The sequence below is a fragment of the Pseudomonadota bacterium genome, from assembly GCA_039024915.1.
Lineage (GTDB): Bacteria > Pseudomonadota > Alphaproteobacteria > Rhizobiales > MH13 > MH13.
This window is the reverse complement of the sequence record JBCCPK010000002.1, coordinates 117,550-135,773: the sequence shown is the minus strand read 5'-3', so window position 1 is coordinate 135,773 and position 18,224 is coordinate 117,550. Positions and strand designations below refer to the sequence as shown.

Here is an 18,224-nt window from a genome sequence, read left to right as displayed (position 1 = left end):
TGGGCCAAGACGGGCTGAGCCCCGAACGGAAGGCCGCGATTCGGGCGAACGGTGGCAACACCTCCACCAGCGATTGATGTCCTTACGACATTCAGGTTGTGCGTTGGTGAAACGGGCTCACGAGCGTTTGGACCACCGCTTTGGTGCGCGCTGTGAAATGCTTTCCAACTCGTCAGTTTTGAACATGATTGCGATACCAGCCTGCACGGACGCAAATGTCGATCCCACGAACAGAGCCAACAAGAAGATCGCCAAGACGGCCACGTCTGCCCCCATGATCAGCGTTCCCAGGTTGCCGACGTTGAAAACCAAGATCGCAGCAACGAAGGCTGCACCACACACAAAGCCGGTCGCTAGATGTTTGAGGAGAAACGGCACCAGCGGCATGCGCTTCGCGTTCGTCACCTCCTGATTGACCTCCAGATGATCGATATCCCCGTCGTCGGTAGTCATCCCGCTTCCTTCAAAGTCAGTGCGCAAGCATTCAGATCACCGCAAGCGACAAGACGAAACGAGACAATTGTCTGAGCAGGACGTTCGAACTGGCGACGCATCGGCATGCGCTCGTGATATTTAGAGCGCTAATCGAACTTGGCGATGTCGGTTGCGGCGACGTCTTGAAGGAGTTCGATAAAGCGCCGGGCGTAGTAGTCGGCTGTTGTGGCGCCTTTCTCAGCCGTCGCAACGGACGCATCTCCCACCGTTCCATGGGGATTAAGATCGGAAGCGATCCAGCCATAGGCGGGCATACCCGTGGGTGAGATACGGATGGCGTCGTTGGCGCCATCAACAAGGTCTTCGGCTGTCGAGCGAAAGTTTTTCGCGTGCGCCATATCCACGAGGTCAGGGTGGAAATGAAGCATCATGGAGGTCTCTACATCACCGCCATGAATGCCGAAACGTATCTCCCGCTCGGAGTACAGGCCATCAGGAATGCCGAGCCCGCCCCACTGGTACTTCACTGCCAGCATGCGTGCTTGAACGCGCAGCTCGCGGGCGAGGATCGAAATAATGTCCAGATTGCCGCCATGGGAATTGATGATGACCAGCTTGCGAATGCCCGCCCGTGCAACGGACAAGCCTATCTCGGTCCAGCTTCTGAGAGCGAGATCGGCAGGAATGGTCAGTGTACCCGCTGCATGCAGATGCTCGTTGGATTTGCCGATGGCCTGAACTGGCAGGATGCGCACGTCGAGGTCCGGCGCCAATTCTGGCAGCAGTGTTTCGGTGGTTCGAAGCATGCCCTCGTTGAGAAAGGTGTCAACGCCGACCGGCAGGTGTGGCCCGTGCTGTTCGATGGCCGCCGTCGGCAAGACCGCGATGACCGATTGAGGATCAAGATCCTCAAATTCGGTCGTCTTGTAGTCGGCCCACCGATAGCGACGTGTCATGCCGCGCTTCCCGATTGTTTCTGACTGTAGGTGGCAGTCAATCGGTACGTCAGATACTCATGCGCTAGGATTGGTGAATAGTGCGCTTCGCCGTCGATCGTAGGGAGCTTTTCGACAAGGCTGTCGGGGTTCGGATCCATAAAGTAGGCGATCGACCGGCGCTCCTTCAGGGGCCGTTGGACCCGGTGTGGGTTGGATACATAGACATCATTGGTCCAACGCATCAGCAGGTCGCCGATATTGACGACGAATGCGCCATCGACGTGGGGAACATCGATCCAGTCGTCATTGTCGCGAGGCTTGACCTGCAATCCGGGTACGCCGTCGGTCATCAGGAGTGTGATCGAACCGTAGTCGGTATGTGCGCCGGCGCCGATTTCGCCAGGTGATGGGTTGTTTGCTGGCGGATAGCGAAGAACACGTAACGTTGACATGGACGCATCGAAATGGCCGGCAAAGAAGTCTTCCGCTAAGCCCAGGTCGAGTGCGATTGCCCGGTGGAGGTTCTGACCCAACTCGGTCACCGCATTGAAGTAGGCCTTAAAGGTGTCCGCGAAGCCTGGAACGTTGGGCCACATGTTCACACCGCGATACGGTTCGCCAGCAAGCACACGTGGATCGCTGGGCGCGAGGTCTAAGCCCATATTGTAGGCTTCCTTCTGGTCCATGACCCCGCTCTTCTCATCCAAGCTTTCCGACCCGGTGCCGGCGTAGCCACGATTGTGCGGCGACTTGTCGATTGAGACCTTGTTTTTCTCTTTTACAGGCTGCCCAAAGAACGCATCCGCTCGGGTAAACATGGCCTCGATCAGATCGCTCGGGACGCCATGGTTCTTGATGACAACGAAGCCGGGGCCCCGTGCGGCTTCACCCCAAGCGTTCACGAACGCGCTGCGGTCGCCGCTGGTGAACTGGCTGTAGTCGAGAACCGGGATGATTGTCATGCTGTTTGTCCAATGCGACCGGGTGTGCCAACGAGGCTGCGCAAGCGGCTTTTGGTACCAATCAGACTGCGGGTTCTGTTTGCGACAAGCTCCAAATGTCGCGAACGCGTTTCCTGCGTGGAGCTGTCCATCAGATAGTGGGCTGCAAACGATGTCTTTGCGCGTGGGTTCAAACAGGACCGCAGGCCACGTAGCAGGATGCGCTTGCCGGGGGCGCCAACGAACTTGGTAAACCAGAACGAAGCACCACAGGTTGTGAACACGCCCAAGCGGGTGATGTGTTGTAGTGTGTGGGTGATGCGCGGGTTCTGGTCCGTTGGCATATTGAAAGCCACACCGGGAACAAGCACGCGATCAAGCCAACCCTTGAGAATGGCAGGCTGCCCAAACCACCAAGTGGGGTAAATGAAAATGAGGCTGTCGCACCAGCGCAGGCTCTCCACATGCTGAGCAATGCGGTCGGTGTTGACGGCGGTATCTTCGTACTCGGTCCAATCCTCCAAGGTCAGGCGAGGGTCGAACTTTTCGGCGTAAAGGTCGATGACGCGGTGTTCGATACTTTGCTCTCTGAGTTCTGAGAGTACTGTTTCCAAGACCGCGTGGTTGAAGCTGCTGGCGCTTGGGTGGCAGTAGACGATCAAAGCCTTCATCGTGGGTCAGAACCTCTCCATCTCTTTGCTGATTTTTTGCAAGAACGATGCCCGCCTGTCATGCGAGGCACGGTTCATGTCGTAAAGTGCGAAGTATTCCATAGGCGCGCCGCCCGTGGCGTAGCGCACAGCGCGCGTCATCAGTTTGCGTGGTGGGTCGCCAGCAAGAAAAGCGCGGACGCGCGTACCGCCATAAGTCGTCACAACGGCGAACTTTTCGATGTGCGTGAGGTTTGGGGCAACCTTGCCATCGACCATCTTGAAGGACACGCCGGGCAGAAACACTCGGTCGAAAAACCCTTTGAGGATAGCGGGATAGCCGAAGTTCCAGACCGGATAGACGAACACCAGCGCGCTGGCGGCGCGGAGCCGGTCGACATAGCGTTGGACGGGCCGCGTATTGGTTTGCAGATCGTGATAACCACGACGCTCATCCGTCGATAACAAAGGCTCGAAGCCCTCTGCGTACAGGTCGCAGTCGTCGACAGACCAAGCGGTTTTTGACAGCGAGCTGAGCACAGCTTGGTTCAGTGAACCCGAAAAACTCTCCGGCACCGGGTGCGCGAACAGCACCATGACCGTTTTGTCCGGACCCATCATCGCGCCGTTTGCTCCCCCTTCAGGCTCCCCCGAGCTTGATCGCTATGCCGCTTTATCGTCAGGCTTCTTCATATCCGCGTACTCGTACATGCGGTCGTAAGCGAAGTCGGGGTCATCCCAGGAAATCATCTTGCCCGGGTTCAAAAGGCCCTTCGGATCAGCCTCTTTCTTGAACTTGAGCTGTCGATCGTCGGTCTTCTGGCGCCCACCCTCTTCAAGCGTGTAGCGGTGCGGGTTGAAAATCAGACATTGTTCGTCTTCGTGAATGCGCACGATTTCATCAAGCCGCTCCTCGGTGGTGAAATCAACAATGGGCAGGCCCGCGAAGATGACGCGCCCGTTTTCACGCATCACCTCGAGATGCTGGAGAACTTCGGCGCCGAAGATTTCCCGGATGCGGGCCACCTGCGCCACGGGATCGTCGCCGCCATAGCGGACCTGAAGATAGGTCACGGACGGCTTCACTTGGAGCGCTCGCAACGTGGTGTGGTTCCACGTGTATTCAGCGAGATGGCCGGGTGTCCGTTCAAAGGTCGAGGCATCCGAGCGGTAGATCACGTCGGGAGCACCTTTTGCTTTCATAAACGCTTCAAACCCGTCGAGCGAATGGGGCGCGACAAGCACGATCACCATCGACTGTTCGGGGGTTACGTATTTCTGGAACCGCTTGAAGTAAGATGCGGGAATCGGCGCTTCGATGGGCGTAATGAGCTTGCACAGGATGCCGTCCTGATGTGCCAGATCGTACGCAAAACGGGTGCCCTCCATGAAATCGGTGAATCCGACCGCAAATTCTACCCACTCGTAAGCTGGGGCGAGTGGCATCTCGACTTCGGTGATGATGCCATTGGTTCCGTAGGCGTGGGACACCCGGGCGAGGTCGTCGCCAGTAAACTCCAAGATGCGCGGTTCCGCTTCCATCGTTACGACACGGATGCGCAGAATGTTGCCAGTGTCGCGCAACGCGCCCCAGCGGCACGAACCAATGCCGCCTGACCCGCCAGCGATAAAGCCACCGATCGTTGCCGTCCCGTAGGTGGATGGCGTCATACGCTGCTCCTGGCCTGAGTGTGCTCGCGTTTCGGCATCAAGGTCTTTGACCACCTTTCCTGGTTCGACAATCACGCGGCCGGGGTGAATCTCCTTCACCTTGGTCATGTTTTTCATGTGCATGATGATGCCGCCGCGCATCGGCATGGCTTGACCGTAATTGCCTGTTCCGGCACCGCGCGTGGTCACTGGTACGTCGTGCTTGAAACAGGCGCGTAAAACCTCGATCACTTCTTCCTCGGATCGTGGCGACACCACGAAATCCGCCACCAAGTGGTCCATGCGCGCCTTGAGAACCGGCGAGTACCAGAAGAAATCGCGGCTTTTCTGTTTCAGCGTGGCTGGATTGTCGTCGATGTCCATGTGGGCGAGCGCTTCGCGCACGGCTGCACTGTTGGGGTTCATCTAATGCTCCATCAAGGTGTCAAGCGCCGCATAGCTTGGCGGCGAAAGGTCCAGCGCAACACCGTCTCGAATGACGGCTCTGTGTGCTTGTGGACGGGAAAAGAACTCGTTCCAGCTACGCGCTGAAACGACTACGAAATCGGCCGGTGTTCCTGCTTCGAATGGCGCGTAATCGAAGCCGCAAACCTGTGCGGGGGTCGTCGTGAAGCTGCGGACCCAATCGTTCGTGGTATGATCGAGATGGGCAATCCGCGTCGCCTCCCGCATCACTTCGACCATGTCGAGATCGCCGAAAGCGTAGAAAGGATCACGCGTGTTGTCGGAAGCAAACGCGACGTTCACACCGCGCGCTTTGAGTTCGTGGACAAGCGTTACGCCGCGCCAGCGGGGGGTGCGCGTTCCGTCTCCGCGATCCTGCAGGTAGAGATTGCACATCGGCAGCGAAACGATGTTGATGCCTGCCTGTGCAACGAGATCCATCGTCCGGTCGGCTTCGTCATCATCCATGACCGCAAGCGAACAACAGTGGCCGCAAACGACCGTTCCTTCGAAACCACTGTCGATCACTGTCTGTGCGATGGTTTTCAGAGTGTTGACCGACGGATCGCCGGTCTCGTCGACGTGCAGGTCAGCGTTCATCCCGCGTGCTGCGGCAATTCGGAAAAAATTTGCAATCCGCGCGTCAATGTCTGGCAGCGGCGTCGGTACATAACCGAGCACACCGCCGGCCTCCTGTGTAACGTTTGCGACGTGCGCAAAGGTCCCATCGCCATCGGGCTCAATGTGTTCGCTTCCGACCAGGCACACAGCCTGTAAATCGATCTTCCCGCGCCAGACCTCCCGCAGTTCTTGGAACACGCCGAACGAAATATCGGTTTGCTTGCCGATACTATCGATATGGGTACGGATCGCCTTCGTCCCGTAAGCGTAGGCGCACTCGAGCGCAAACTGCATGCGTGCCCGCACATCATCCGCAGACCAATGTGCCTCACGATCGGCACCGACAGCCGCAAGGGCGCCATCGAAGGACCCATCGGGGTTTGGTTGCCGTGGCCAGATGTGCCCCTTGTCGAGGTGCGTATGCATATCGATGAGGGCTGGCAGGCCGATCCTCCCGCCTGCATCAATGCGGTCGGGCGCCGGTTCACGACGAAAGCGCCCATCAGCGATCGTGACCGACCGCGTGACTAGGGCTTCAGAGGAACCGACAAGAGGACCGGGTATGGCAAGGTTGTCGAGTGTGATGGGGCCGGTGGGTATTGAAAAAGGCCGTTGCACTCATTGCTCCCGCTTTAGGGCACTTTCGTGCCATTTGCGCAGCAAAAGATAGCTGGTCAGCGACGTCAACGCGTAAATGACGACCCCGGTTGCAGCGATCAGGATAAGCGCAGCAAACATGCGCGGAATGTTCAGCCTGTAGCCAGCTTCAAGAATTCGGAAGGCAAGGCCAGAGTCGATACCGCCGCTACCGGCAACGTATTCCGCGACCACTGCGCCAATAAGCGCCAAACCGCCCGCAATCTTCAAGCCGCCCAGAAAAAAAGGTAAGGCGGAGGGAAGCTGAAGATGAATCAGTCTTTGCCACCGGCTGGCGCGATAAATTCGAAACAGATCGCGCAGATTATGGTCGGCGGAGTTCAAGCCAAGGGTCGTGTTCGCCAAGATCGGGAAAAACGCGACGATCCAGGCACACAGCAAAAGACCGACCAGCTTGCTTTCAATGTAGATGAAGATCAGCGGGGCGATGGCAACGATCGGTGTGACCTGTAAGATTACCGCAAAGGGCGAGAACGACATCTCAGCGAATTTGCTCTGAGCAAACAGTACAGCGAGCCCGACTCCGCCGACGACCGCCACGAGCAATGCGAGTGCCGTGATCTTCACGGTCACCCATAAGCTCTCGAACAGCATCGCCCGGTCAGCCCACAAAGTCTCAAGCACAAGGCCCGGACGGGGGAGGATGAAGTGGGGAATATCGTTCCAGACCACGATACGGTCCCAGAACCAGATCGCTGCCGCCATCACGATCAAAGGCAAAGCCCACTTGCCGATCTCCTCGGTTCGCTTGCGCCGCGCGATCTGCTCCTCTTCCAGGTCGACCGCGGTCGTCGTGCCTTCAGGAGGGGAGGATGGGGAGCTATCGATGACGGCCATTGTTCAATGGATCTCCGTTCCAGGTGCAAGGGTCCCCAGGAGCGTATCGGAGGTTTCCCGGGCAATGTGCGCGTAGTTGGGTGACGTCCGCCATTCGATCCCACGCGGGTAGGGCTCGGGGACAGTTATCTCCTTGACGACGCGCCCCGGTCGAGCCGCCATCACGATGATGCGGTCTGAGAGAAAAACGCTTTCGAAGACCGAGTGCGTCACGAACACGACGGTCGCATCGGTTTTCGCCTTAAGGTTCAAAAGATCGTCGTTCAGCTTCTGACGCGTGATCTCGTCGAGTGCGGCGAATGGCTCGTCCATCAGAATGATGCGTGGATTGGTGACGAGAGCCCGGGCAATTGAGACGCGCATTTTCATGCCGCCTGATAGCTCTCGAGGGTAGCTTTCGCCGAAATTTTCAAGCCCAACGAGAGACAAAGCCTCATAAATCCGATCACGAGACGCTGAAAGGCTTTGACCGCGCAGGCGGAAGGGCAACCAGACATTTCTTTCAACCGTCGCCCAGGGCATCAATGTCGGCTCTTGAAAAACGACGCCTAGATCGTCCTTGCCGCCACCACCTTCCCATTCGATCCGCCCTGAGGTTGGGCGCATAAGTCCGGCGATGAGCCGCAACGCTGTCGATTTACCGCAACCGGACGGACCGAGAAGTGAGAGAAAATCGCCCTTGCGAATGTCAAGGTTCATCTCATTCAAGGCAACAACGCCACCCCTGAACGTTTTGTCGATACTGCGCATGCGCAAAACCGTTTCGCGATCAGCCATCGCAAGCGCCGTTGCGTTGGTGGTCGAGGGTTGGGAAGCGACATTCATTGATGCAGCAGGTCCACCTGAAGCTGGGTACCGGGGAGGCGCTCGGCGCCGCAGGCGACGCCGAGCGGGTCTTTGCTTGGTGGCGATCAGGGCTTGAGGTCCATCCCGACGCCGTTATTCACAAAATCCAGGGTGTAAGAGGGTGAGATATCAAGGCCGGCCGTCACCACGCCCGCTTCAACCATCTTATTGTAGAAGTCCTGCATGCGCTCGTCGGTCATGGCTCCGATCCCTAGCTCCAGCGCGTCCCCGGAATCAACGATGCCTTGCGCGAGCATGACTTCGATCGCGTAATCAATGGCTTCCTGCGTCATTTCGGGATTGTCCGCCTTGATCATCTCGTCGGCGGCGGCGTTGTCGTTGTACAGGTAGTTGTACCAGCCCTTGATCGACGCATCGACGAAGCATTGGACGAGCTCAGGGTCTTCGTCGATAGTCGAGGCCAAGGTCTGAATCGTGGTCGAGTAGGCGGTGTAGCCGGCGTCGGCAATCAAGTAGACGTCCGGCGCCCAGCCGGTTTCGCGCTCGATGGAGAAGGGCTCGGAGGACAGATATCCTTGCTGAGCGGCGTCTTCGTTTACAATGAACGGTGCGGAGTTGAACGTGTAGGTCTCGCGTTGCTGGTCGTTGAACTCGTAAGCGGCCTTCATCCACTCATAATAGGTCGCGTTGTCCTGCACGATCATCGTCAGTTCGCTCATGCTTGCGAAATCTGCAACCCGGCCTGGGTGCGTCATCAACACCTGAGGGTCTTTCTGGAAGCTTGAGGCCACGTTGACCAGCGGTAGGTCCTCCTCGATTGCGAAGATCGCCCCAAGGTGGTCGCCCATATAAAAATCGATGCGACCGGCAAGCAGAAGCGCCGTGTTGTTCACCTGTGGACCGCCGGTGACGATCGTGACGTCGAGGCCGCATTCCTCGGCGTAGGTTCCATCGGCAACCGATTGGTAGAAGCCGCCATGCTCGGCCTGTGCGAGCCAATTGGTGCCGAAGGTGATGGGCCGCAAGTCCTGCGCGAAAGCGGGCGCTGCCAACGCCACACATACGCCAGTGGCTGCCAGAAGCGCGGCGCGGCGGCTCTGGTTGGCAAAAGAAAAGGTCATTACGGTCATTTCAAACTCCGAGTTTGGGCTTGTTTTGCGCCAAGGTGCCAGATTTGGCCTACGGTCTTGGTGGCGCTGCAACATCCTTGCCAATCCGCCATGGCGGCAAACAGCTATACCCCTATAGTTTGGCGAGGTGCGCCTTGCGATGTCAATGTGAAAACGCCTAAATTCGAGGCGTCTTCGGGCTGTGCATTCAACCTGTGCATATGGGTGCATCGCATGCCTGTGCCGTGGGCAGTTTCGGACCTCAAATATAGGAATGCACGTACCGTGTTTCGTTCTTTATTACCTGACAGTCTGGCTCCTCCGCTTGCCCGCTACGCTCATGGGGTAGCGATTCCTTCCGGTCAGACGTTGGTCCGGACCTCAGGTCAGTTGCCGGTGGCAAAAGATGGCTCGGTTCCCGAATCCGCATACGATCAAGCTGTGTTGGTGTTCGAAAGCCTTGATGCCATCCTCACAGACGGCGGCTTGAGCAGAGACCATGTGTTCCACCTGGGCGCGTACGTTACGGCGCGCGAGCACATGGCAGGCTACATGAAGGCTCGCGATACTTGGCTTGCCGACGTTCCCAGGCTTCCCGCGTCGACCTTGATCATCGTGTCGGGCTTTACGCGCCCCGAATTCCTCGTCGAGATTGAGGCATCTGCGATCGGCCCCGCTGCCGATTAAGTCGGATCGGCAAGATAGCCATGCACCGCTGAAACCACGACCGATCCTTCGCCAACAGCGGACGCCACGCGCTTGACCGAGCCTGAACGGATGTCACCGACTGCGAACACCCCCGGCAATGATGTGGCGTATCCACGCGTATGAAGTCCGACACTTTGGCCGGTTTTCACAAATCCCTTTTCGTCCAACTCGATCTGACCTGACAGCCATTCGGTGTTCGGTGCAGCACCGATCATGATGAAAAGAGCTGTTGTTGCGATGTTGGTCTGCGTTCCAGTCTGGCGGTTTGTCAGCGTCAGACCTTCCAGCCGTTCGCTCCCCGCCAGCGCCGTGACTTCGCTGAGTGTGTGCAGCGTGATCGACGGGTCACTATGAATGCGGCTCGTCAGGTAAGATGACATGGTTTCCGAAAGGCCATCGCGACGCACAACGAGATGAACGTGTTTGGCGTGGCGCGACAGGAACATGGCGGCCTGCCCGGCCGAGTTTCCCCCACCGATAATGACTGCTTCCGTGTTCTTGCAGAAGCGCGCCTCAAGCTCTGTTGCAGCGTAGTAAACGCCGTGGCCTTCAAGTGCTTCAAGGTTTTCCAGCGGCAAACGGCGATACTGCACACCGTTTGCAAGGATGAGCGCACGGGCACGGATGCAGCTGTCATCGTCCAGCTCCACCGCGAAGTGATCGGACTTTCGCACGAGCCGAGATGCCCGCCGAGGGACCGTGAAGCGGGCCCCGAATTTCACAGCCTGAACTTCACCAAGGTATGCCAGCTCCGCCCCTGAAACGCCTCTGGGAAACCCCAGATAGTTCTCGATGCGGCTCGACGTTCCGGCTTGCCCACCAATTGCGGTGTCTTCGATGGTGATCACATCGAGCCCTTCGGACGCGCTGTAAACCGACGCGGCGAGGCCGGCAGGTCCCGCTCCGACGACAAGTACGTCGAACACCTTGTCGGCTTTCGCTTCGAGATCGAGGCCAAGTGCAGCCGAAACCTCGCGCGTTTCCGGGTCGACCAAAACCTCGTCTTTGCCGATCAGCGCAAGACACTGGCCATCGGGTAAGCTGCACGTGTGCTCCACCCGGTCACGCCAGCCCGGTTCGCCGGTATCAACGAAGCGATGGGGGACAAGTGAGCGGGTGGCAAATTGCAGGAGTTCCAGGGTCTTACGATTTTTTGGGTCACCGATGATGGTCAGGCGACCTTCGCCCCATTCGAGGATCAGTCTGCGCCGGGCAGCAAAGGCGGTGACGATGATATCGCTTAATTCCGGATCGGTGGCGATCAGTTCTCGCAGTTTGGCGTTGGGGACGATGATCATGTCGGCATCTTCACCGACCACGCCTGCAAAAAACGTTCGCTGACCCATCAGGAGGCCAAGTTCTCCGATCAGGTTTGGGGCCTGAAGTTTTACAACCGTGTGCCCGTCGGTGCGATCGATGATGTCAACTGATCCGCTCAGGACATGGAAACAGTCATAGCTGTCCGCTCCCACCTCCCAAAGCACATGGCCTTTGGGTAGGTTCTCCCGTCGTCCCGCTCCTTCGAGCCGCGCCAGTTGGGAATCGGTCAGGACCGGGTAGGCCGCCTTCTCAAGCTGGGTCTTGGTTTGCGACGTGCGGGGGGTGACTGCGGTTTCGAGCATGAAAAATGCCTTGAATGAGGGGTCTTGGTCGGGCAACCGGTGTGCTCTAAGTCGGTGTCGACCAACCAAAGCGGAGTGAATGACAATGCGTTACCTGCACACAATGGTCCGGGTAGAGGACTTGGAAGCCAGCCTCAACTTCTACTGCAACCTGTTGGGCATGGTCGAGATACGTCGTCGTGAATCTGAAGGCGGCCGGTTCACGCTGGTTTTTCTCGCTGCGCCCGAAGACGAAGAAGCGGCACGAGCCAACAAGGCGCCCATGGTCGAGCTCACCTACAATTGGCCCGACGCAGACGGGGAAGGCGAAAGCTACTCAGGTGGCCGCAACTTTGGGCACCTCGCTTACGTTGTCGACGACATTTATGGCCTTTGCCAAAAGCTGATGGATGCTGGCGTTACCATCAACAGGCCCCCACGAGATGGCCATATGGCTTTCGTTCGGTCCCCTGACGGCATTTCGATCGAGCTCCTTCAAAAGGGCGAAAGTCTGACTAAGCAGGAACCATGGGCGGCAATGGAGAACGTCGGTAGTTGGTAGAAGGTTCTGTTGATTACCTCGTCATCGGCGGGGGCATTGTCGGTCTTTCAGCCGCTATGCAGCTATCGCGTCGTTATCCCGACGCTTCGATCGTGGTGCTAGAAAAGGAAGCTGAGCTGGCGGCTCATCAAACAGGCCACAATTCCGGGGTTATCCATGCGGGCGTGTATTACGCGCCGGGTAGCCTCAAGGCCCGGTTTTGCCGGGCAGGGGTCGAGGCGACTGTCGCGTTCTGCACCGAACATCAAATTCCCTTTGAACAGTGCGGCAAGCTGCTCGTGGCGACCACGCCGGTCGAACTTGAACGCATGGACGCGCTCGAAGAACGCTGCCGCGCCAACGGGCTCGACCCTCAACGTCTGTCAGCCGAGGAACTACGACAGCGGGAACCCAACATAAGCGGGCTCGGTGCCTTGTTCGTCCGCGTTACGGGGATTGTCGATTACCCGGCGATGGCGCGCGCGATGGCGCGGGTGCTTGAAGAGGCGGGCGGAAAGGTATTTTGCGACGTCGAAGTAACGGCCATCGCAGAAGGGCCGGACCTTGTTTCGGTTGCCACGTCAAAGGGCATTATCGAGGCTAGACAACTGGTTGTCTGTGGCGGATTGCAAGCGGACCGGCTCGCCGAAATGGCAGGTCTTGATATCGATTTTCAGATCGTGCCTTTCAGGGGCGAGTACTACCGGCTGGCGCCCAAACACAATGAGATTATCAAGCATCTGATCTACCCGATCCCCGATCCGGACCTCCCGTTCTTGGGTGTTCATCTCACGCGCATGATCGATGGGACGGTCACTGTCGGGCCGAATGCGGTACTCGGATTTGCGCGGGAAGGCTATGCCAAGGGCACCGTCGATTGGCGCGATGTGCGATCCATGATCGGTTTCAAGGGCTTTTGGAAGGTGGCGCGCAAGAATCTGAGAAGCGGTATCACCGAGTTCCGCAACTCTCTGTCGAAGAAGCGCTACCTCGAGCTTTGCAGACGATATGCACCCGGTTTGGAACTGGATGATCTGGAGCCTTACCCCGCCGGCATCCGCGCCCAAGCGGTTCTGCGGGATGGCACTTTGGTGCATGACTTTCTCATCCGGGAAACGCCCCGAAGCGTTCATGTCTGCAACGCACCATCACCGGCTGCGACGTCATCGCTGCCAATAGGCGCGCACCTTGTCGACTTGATCGCCGCGCGGGCGGCTTAGCTGAGGTCGTCCCCCTGCCTTAAGAGCTCGAGCGGTGCGCCGCCGGACGACACTGCGGGCACGACGCGCAACGTGATGATCTGATAGGGGCGGACGTCCAGCTCGATATGGTTGTGTCGGACCGGAACCGGCTCGCGCACGTCTTCCAGCAAATTGCAGACCATGACCGCCGCAACATCGAAACCGAACTGAACCGTAACTGGCCCGCGCTCGCGATTGTTCTCAAACAGGCGAACGATGATGCCGTTGCCGTCCTCGGCCTGCTTGATGGTTTCGATGATCAGGTTGGATTTGTGCGTTTTCGCCAGATGCCGCCAGGCCGTGTTGCCCTCCGCATTGTCGACGCGGTGCACGATGAGTGGATTGTTCAGATCATAAGCCGCGCGGGGCACATCGCGCCGCCAGTCGCCCTCATGGGGCAGAAGCGCGTAGGTCATGCGGTGCTCTCCCTGATCGGCGACTGGGTCGGGCATGGTAGCACTCTTGAGCAACGACAGCCGCATGACGTTGTGATGCACGTCGTAGCCATACTTGCAGTCGTTGAGGAGCGCGACGCCGTAGTTGGCCTCCGACAGGTCCGCCCACTTCTGCGCAGCGCTTTCAAAGTGAGCGAGGTCCCATGAGGTGTTACGGTGGGTCGTTCGTTCGATGTTGCCCCACTGGATGTCGTAGGTCGCCGTGGGTGACAGGATTGCAACGGGGAATGCTGCCTTCAAAAGGGTATGCGTTTCGCGCCAATCGATGTGCGTATCAAAGTCGATCCGCCTTGAGCGGTGGTCCAGCGAAATGCGCTGGGTGATTTTGGAGCTTCGGAACGTTCGGACGATCTCGATGGTCGCCCGTATCGGCCCGGTCTCCACGATATCCATCGAATCGAGCGCGGTGATCGGGTCGCAGCGGTCCTCGAAATAGATATCGATGTCCCAAGCGTCCCAAACCACTGGTCGATCCTCGAAGGCGAGTAATTGGTTGCCTGTTTGCCCTTCGGCGAGAACTTCGCGTTTGGCCTTCTTGTCCCATACCGATTCCAATTCACCGTTCGTGGCGAACACGACTCGGACGTCAAAGTTCTCCAGGAGCGCGCCGCCATCTTTGGTGCGCTCGGCCCTAAGGCCGGTGTTGGGATTGGCGGAGGTTTCGGTTTCGGTCAGCGCAATGACCGAGTAGGGCTCGATGATGGGAGTCTCAATCAGCGTCCCGCCGCTGACCGGCTGAGTGAGCAGGCTTCGTTGATCGCGCAGGTCCATGAGGCCTTTTTCGATGGCCCCAGGCAAAAATCCAGTGCGCCCGCCGCCAAACGGTTGAGAGTTGACCACCATCGCGACCGTTTGTTTGGGCATCGAGCGCCCCAACGCATCAAGCGCTCCATCAATGGCAGCACGGATCGTGTGCCGCACGTTCGCATAGTCGGTGAGTGTCTGCTCATAGACTTCGGTGATCGAAGACCCCGGGAGAATATCGTGGAACTGGTTGAGAAGAACCGTCTCCCACGCTTTGCGGAGCATCGCGTGCGGGTAGGGGTGACCGGTCGACAGATGTGCCAAGCTCCCAAGAAACTCGGCGCAGTGCAGCATGATCTCGCATTTGCGATTATGCCATTTCGCGCGCGCCTGGCTTGTCAGCGTTCCCCGATGCAGTTCGAGGTAGAGCTCGCCGTTCCACGTCGGTATTTCGGCAACATTCGGATCGTTTTCGGCGTTTTCAAAGAACTCGCGAACGGTGCCTGCGCGCATGCGCGGCGTGCCGGGAATGTGTTCATAGGCGTGAAGCGTATCGATCAACTCTCGCGTTGGCCCGCCTCCGCCGTCTCCATAGCCGTAGGCGACGATGAGTTCGTTATGTGACGGTTTTTGCCGGAAGTTCTCCCACGTTCCAAAGACCTCTTCGGCGGTAAGCTCAGCTTTGTAGGTCGTTGCGTGCGGCAGATACTGCACCTTGCGGGGCGTGGTCAGGAAATGCGCCATGACCTTTGTTCCGTCGAGCCCTTGCCACCACATCAGCTGGAACGGCATCTGGTTGTATTGGTTCCAGTTGAGTTTGTTTGTTACGAACCATTTGAGCCCCGCTTCTTTCATCAATTGCGGCAGCGACCAGGTGAAGCCAAACGTATCGGGAAGCCACAGGCAGGGGGTTTCGGCGTCGTTGCCGAACTCTTCGCGAAACCAGCGGCGTCCATAGATGATCTGACGGGCGAGCGCTTCTGCGCCGGTAATGACGCAGTCAGGCTCGACCCACATCCCGCCCAGCACTTCCCAGCGACCCTCTGCAACACGCTCTTTCAGGTCAGCGTAAAGCTTTGGATAGTCCTGTTTGGTGAAGACATATTGCAGCGGCTGCGATTGCGTGAAGTGATAGTCTGGATAGGTCTCCATCATCTTCAGGACGTTTGCGAACGTTCGTCCGCATTTGCGCCGTGACTGATCCACTGTCCACATGTAGGCCAGATCCAGATGCGCATGGCCGACGGCAATCAGGTCGACATCAAGCGGGCTGCCGCCTTCCCGAAGGCCGGTCGTCAGCGTTTCGAGCGCCGCTGGGACGGTTGAGTAGAACGCTTCACCGCCGACCGGGTCACGCGTATCGAGCACCTTGAATGCCGCATCGAGGCTCTTGAGGATTTCGTTGCGCGCCGTTGAGGTCTCCGGTTGCTGCCCCACGACGCTCAGGGCGGTGCCCGTCAGGGTACAGAAGGCCCGTGTCGGCTCGTCGATCTCGACGATGGCGCACTCGCGCATGAACAGTTTGTCTTTTGCGTTCGGATCGGGCGGCCAGCCGGACAGTCCGGTCCAGCCCCGCAGTGCGATGGTATGCTCCTCGCCGTCCAGTACATGTTCGGGGAGCAGGAGTTCGTGGTGGTGGCGGTCGATCGACGTTTCAAGTTCCCCGTCGATGTAGGCTGTCGCTTCGGGGTGGGTAAATATGTCTCCTGCGACGCCCAGTGGCAGGTGAAGCGCCAGTGGTCCTTGCCTGCTGTCGCTCCACTCCTGTGGAACGGAGATTTTGGTGCGCAGGATGAAGTCTGTGGCCCATTCCCCCCAATAGCTATGCGGAGGAATAATCGGCCAGGCGCTGTCGTCGATCGCTGGTTCCGTTGGTGCAGGTTCTAACGGCCCCGACAGCGTTTTGTATCGGAAAGGTTCAATTGCTTGCCGCCTGCGATGCACGAGCGGCGCAACCAACTTGAGACGGGCGGCGATCTTCTCGACCGTCCAGTAAATGGAATGTCTCATGTACGATGACGCGATGGCGGCTAGGCCGCGTTTGCAACGCTCCCGGGGATAGAGAGATCGAAGCCCGGCGCAGTACCACGAAACACAGTTCTTGTGTCGCGCGAAATCCTGGCGAGCGTTTTCACGTCATCGTCCGCCGAGGCGGACGTTCCCCATGACCGCTCGACGTCCGGCCAGGGGATCGAGTCGATGAGAAGCTGCGTGTAGGGGTGTTGCGGATTTCCAATCACCTCTTTTGGCGGGCCGGCTTCGGCAACGTGGCCGTGGTAGAGGACAATAACGTAGTCCGAGACGTGATAGGCCGTCGCCAGATCGTGAGTGATGTACAGGATCGAGATCCCGTACTTGTCCTTCAAGTCGTAGATGTTCTTGAGGATGGTCGCTCGGAGCGACGCATCCACCATCGATACCGGTTCATCGGCGATCAGCAATTTCGGTGAGAGCATAAGGGCTCGCGCGACAATCAACCTCTGGCGTTGACCACCGGAGAGTTGGTGAGGGTAGCGCCGCAGTACCTGGATCGGATCAAGGCCGACGGCGGTGCAAGCCTCATGCATCTTCTCTTCGGTGTGGGCTTCAGACTTGGCAAAGCCGAACCGTTTGAAGGGAAAACGCAGGGCATGATCGACCCGATAGAACGGGTTGAAGCAGCCGTAAGGGTCTTGAAAAACCGCCTGGACCTGTTTTCGAAACGCGAGGCTGGCCGCTGGTCCCATCTTGTAGACATCCTCGCCCTCGAACAGCACCCGGCCGCTTGAAGGTTTGTTGAAGCCAAGCATCATTCCACCCATGGTGGACTTGCCTGATCCCGACTGTCCGACAATCGAGATGATCTTGGGAACTTCGCCATCAAGCTTGAAAGACATCGGATGTACCGCGGTCACGCCGTCATAGACTTTCGAGACGTTGTCAAACTCAAGAAGCGGCTTGTCCGATGTTTCCCGCTTAATCGCGGGCGCTCCAACGTTTTCCGCATCAAGGAAACTATCGCCGCCCACGAGCGGCACGGAGGAGATGAGCTGTTGCGTATAAGGATGCTCCGGCTTTTCGATGATGGTCTTGACCGGGCCGTGCTCGACCAGTTCGCCATCTTTGAGAACGGCCAGTTCATCGACTGACTGCGCCATCAGCCCCATATCATGCCCGATCAGGATCAAGCCTGACCCGATCTCGGCCTGCACGTCCTTCAGCGTCTGCATGACGTGGCGCTGGGTAACCACATCGAGCGCCGATGTTGGCTCATCGGCGATGATCAGTTCTGGGTTAAGCGAAACACCCAGCGCGATGCACACGCGCTGTTTCATCCCACCCGACAGTTCATGCGGGTAGAGCCGTCCGGTGCGGGCGGGCAGGTCGACGCTTTCGAGGCAAGCATCGGACCGGCGTTTCAGTTCGGCCTGCGAGACGTTGCCCTCGTGCGCTTTGATTGCGTCCCAGATCTGATGCTCAATGCGCATGATCGGGTTGAGCGAGTTCATCGCGCCTTGTGGAATGTAGCTGACCCGGCGGAGCCTCGTCTTGCGCATCTCCTCCTCATTGAGATCGAGGATTTCCGTATCACCGAGCTGGATTGAGCCTTCAGACACAAAGCCAGGCGCCGCCAGCATCTGCATCACGGCGAGCGCTGTGGTGGTCTTGCCGGAGCCAGATTCTCCGATGAAGCCCACACGGCGCCCTTCGTAGATTTTGAGGCTTAGCGATCGGACGGCGTGCACAAGACCGCCGGAGGTCGGAAAATCGATCGATATGTCTTTCAGCGTCAGCACGACCTTGCCGGAGGTATCGATCGGATGTTGGATTGTTTCAGTTGCCAT

The 18,224-nt window shown here is 58.3% G+C and carries 16 protein-coding genes; 3 read left to right on the top strand and 13 right to left on the bottom strand.

The features are described from left to right. Window positions 1-117: 117 nt before the first annotated feature. The 10 genes from AAF739_03950 to AAF739_03905 form a co-directional block, all read right to left on the bottom strand. Window positions 118-453 (bottom strand): hypothetical protein, encoded by a 336-nt coding sequence (locus tag AAF739_03950; GenBank protein ID MEM6381803.1) that lies wholly within the window; start codon window positions 451-453, stop codon window positions 118-120. A 128-nt stretch (window positions 454-581) separates the two neighbouring features. After that, entirely contained in the window at window positions 582-1,391 is an 810-nt protein-coding gene (locus tag AAF739_03945; protein MEM6381802.1) for a creatininase family protein, read from the bottom strand. Beyond that, window positions 1,388-2,335, bottom strand: coding sequence for a 2-oxoglutarate and iron-dependent oxygenase domain-containing protein (locus AAF739_03940; protein ID MEM6381801.1), 948 nt, complete (start codon window positions 2,333-2,335; stop codon window positions 1,388-1,390). Before AAF739_03940 ends, AAF739_03945 begins: the two co-directional genes overlap by 4 nt. Continuing rightward, on the bottom strand, window positions 2,332-2,985 hold the full coding sequence (locus tag AAF739_03935) for an NAD(P)H-dependent oxidoreductase (protein MEM6381800.1): 654 nt from the start codon (window positions 2,983-2,985) through the stop codon (window positions 2,332-2,334). The genes AAF739_03940 and AAF739_03935 overlap by 4 nt, the downstream gene beginning before the upstream one ends. A 6-nt stretch (window positions 2,986-2,991) precedes the next feature. Further along, window positions 2,992-3,585 carry an NAD(P)H-dependent oxidoreductase gene (locus tag AAF739_03930; protein MEM6381799.1) on the bottom strand — a complete coding sequence of 198 codons (594 nt, stop codon included), beginning with the start codon at window positions 3,583-3,585 and terminating at the stop codon, window positions 2,992-2,994. A gap of 42 nt (window positions 3,586-3,627) precedes the next feature. Next, window positions 3,628-5,040, bottom strand: a complete 1,413-nt coding sequence (locus AAF739_03925) for an FAD-binding oxidoreductase (protein ID MEM6381798.1) — start codon at window positions 5,038-5,040, stop codon at window positions 3,628-3,630. Next, the gene (locus AAF739_03920; protein ID MEM6381797.1) at window positions 5,041-6,318 is read right to left on the bottom strand and encodes a cytosine deaminase; all 1,278 of its coding nucleotides are present in this window, start codon (window positions 6,316-6,318) and stop codon (window positions 5,041-5,043) included. It abuts the gene before it with no gap. Next, complete coding sequence (locus AAF739_03915) at window positions 6,319-7,194, bottom strand: ABC transporter permease (protein MEM6381796.1); 876 nt, start codon at window positions 7,192-7,194, stop codon at window positions 6,319-6,321. It lies immediately after the preceding gene. A gap of 3 nt (window positions 7,195-7,197) precedes the next feature. Beyond that, window positions 7,198-7,971 carry an ABC transporter ATP-binding protein gene (locus tag AAF739_03910; protein ID MEM6381795.1) on the bottom strand — a complete coding sequence of 258 codons (774 nt, stop codon included), beginning with the start codon at window positions 7,969-7,971 and terminating at the stop codon, window positions 7,198-7,200. Between the two features lie 134 nt (window positions 7,972-8,105). Continuing rightward, a complete protein-coding gene (locus AAF739_03905; protein ID MEM6381794.1) occupies window positions 8,106-9,131 on the bottom strand; it encodes an ABC transporter substrate-binding protein in 1,026 nt (341 codons plus the stop codon). Window positions 9,132-9,395: 264 nt separating this feature from the next. On the opposite strand from AAF739_03905, the gene AAF739_03900 reads away from it, so the two are divergent. Then, window positions 9,396-9,797 carry a RidA family protein gene (locus AAF739_03900; protein MEM6381793.1) on the top strand — a complete coding sequence of 134 codons (402 nt, stop codon included), beginning with the start codon at window positions 9,396-9,398 and terminating at the stop codon, window positions 9,795-9,797. On the opposite strand, the gene AAF739_03895 is transcribed toward AAF739_03900, so the two are convergent. After that, complete coding sequence (locus AAF739_03895; GenBank protein MEM6381792.1) at window positions 9,794-11,440, bottom strand: FAD-dependent oxidoreductase; 1,647 nt, start codon at window positions 11,438-11,440, stop codon at window positions 9,794-9,796. The two genes, AAF739_03900 and AAF739_03895, sit on opposite strands and share 4 nt — an antisense overlap. Before the next feature lie 85 nt (window positions 11,441-11,525). Between AAF739_03895 and AAF739_03890 the strand changes: the two genes are divergently transcribed. Beyond that, window positions 11,526-11,981, top strand: a complete 456-nt coding sequence (locus AAF739_03890) for a VOC family protein (protein MEM6381791.1) — start codon at window positions 11,526-11,528, stop codon at window positions 11,979-11,981. Further along, on the top strand, window positions 11,975-13,180 hold the full coding sequence (gene lhgO, locus AAF739_03885) for an L-2-hydroxyglutarate oxidase (protein ID MEM6381790.1): 1,206 nt from the start codon (window positions 11,975-11,977) through the stop codon (window positions 13,178-13,180). The genes AAF739_03890 and lhgO overlap by 7 nt, the downstream gene beginning before the upstream one ends. Here lhgO and AAF739_03880 read toward each other — a convergent pair. Beyond that, on the bottom strand, window positions 13,177-16,410 hold the full coding sequence (locus AAF739_03880; GenBank protein ID MEM6381789.1) for a glycoside hydrolase family 38 C-terminal domain-containing protein: 3,234 nt from the start codon (window positions 16,408-16,410) through the stop codon (window positions 13,177-13,179). The two genes, lhgO and AAF739_03880, sit on opposite strands and share 4 nt — an antisense overlap. Window positions 16,411-16,430: 20 nt before the next feature. Continuing rightward, window positions 16,431-18,224 carry an ABC transporter ATP-binding protein gene (locus AAF739_03875; protein MEM6381788.1) on the bottom strand — a complete coding sequence of 598 codons (1,794 nt, stop codon included), beginning with the start codon at window positions 18,222-18,224 and terminating at the stop codon, window positions 16,431-16,433.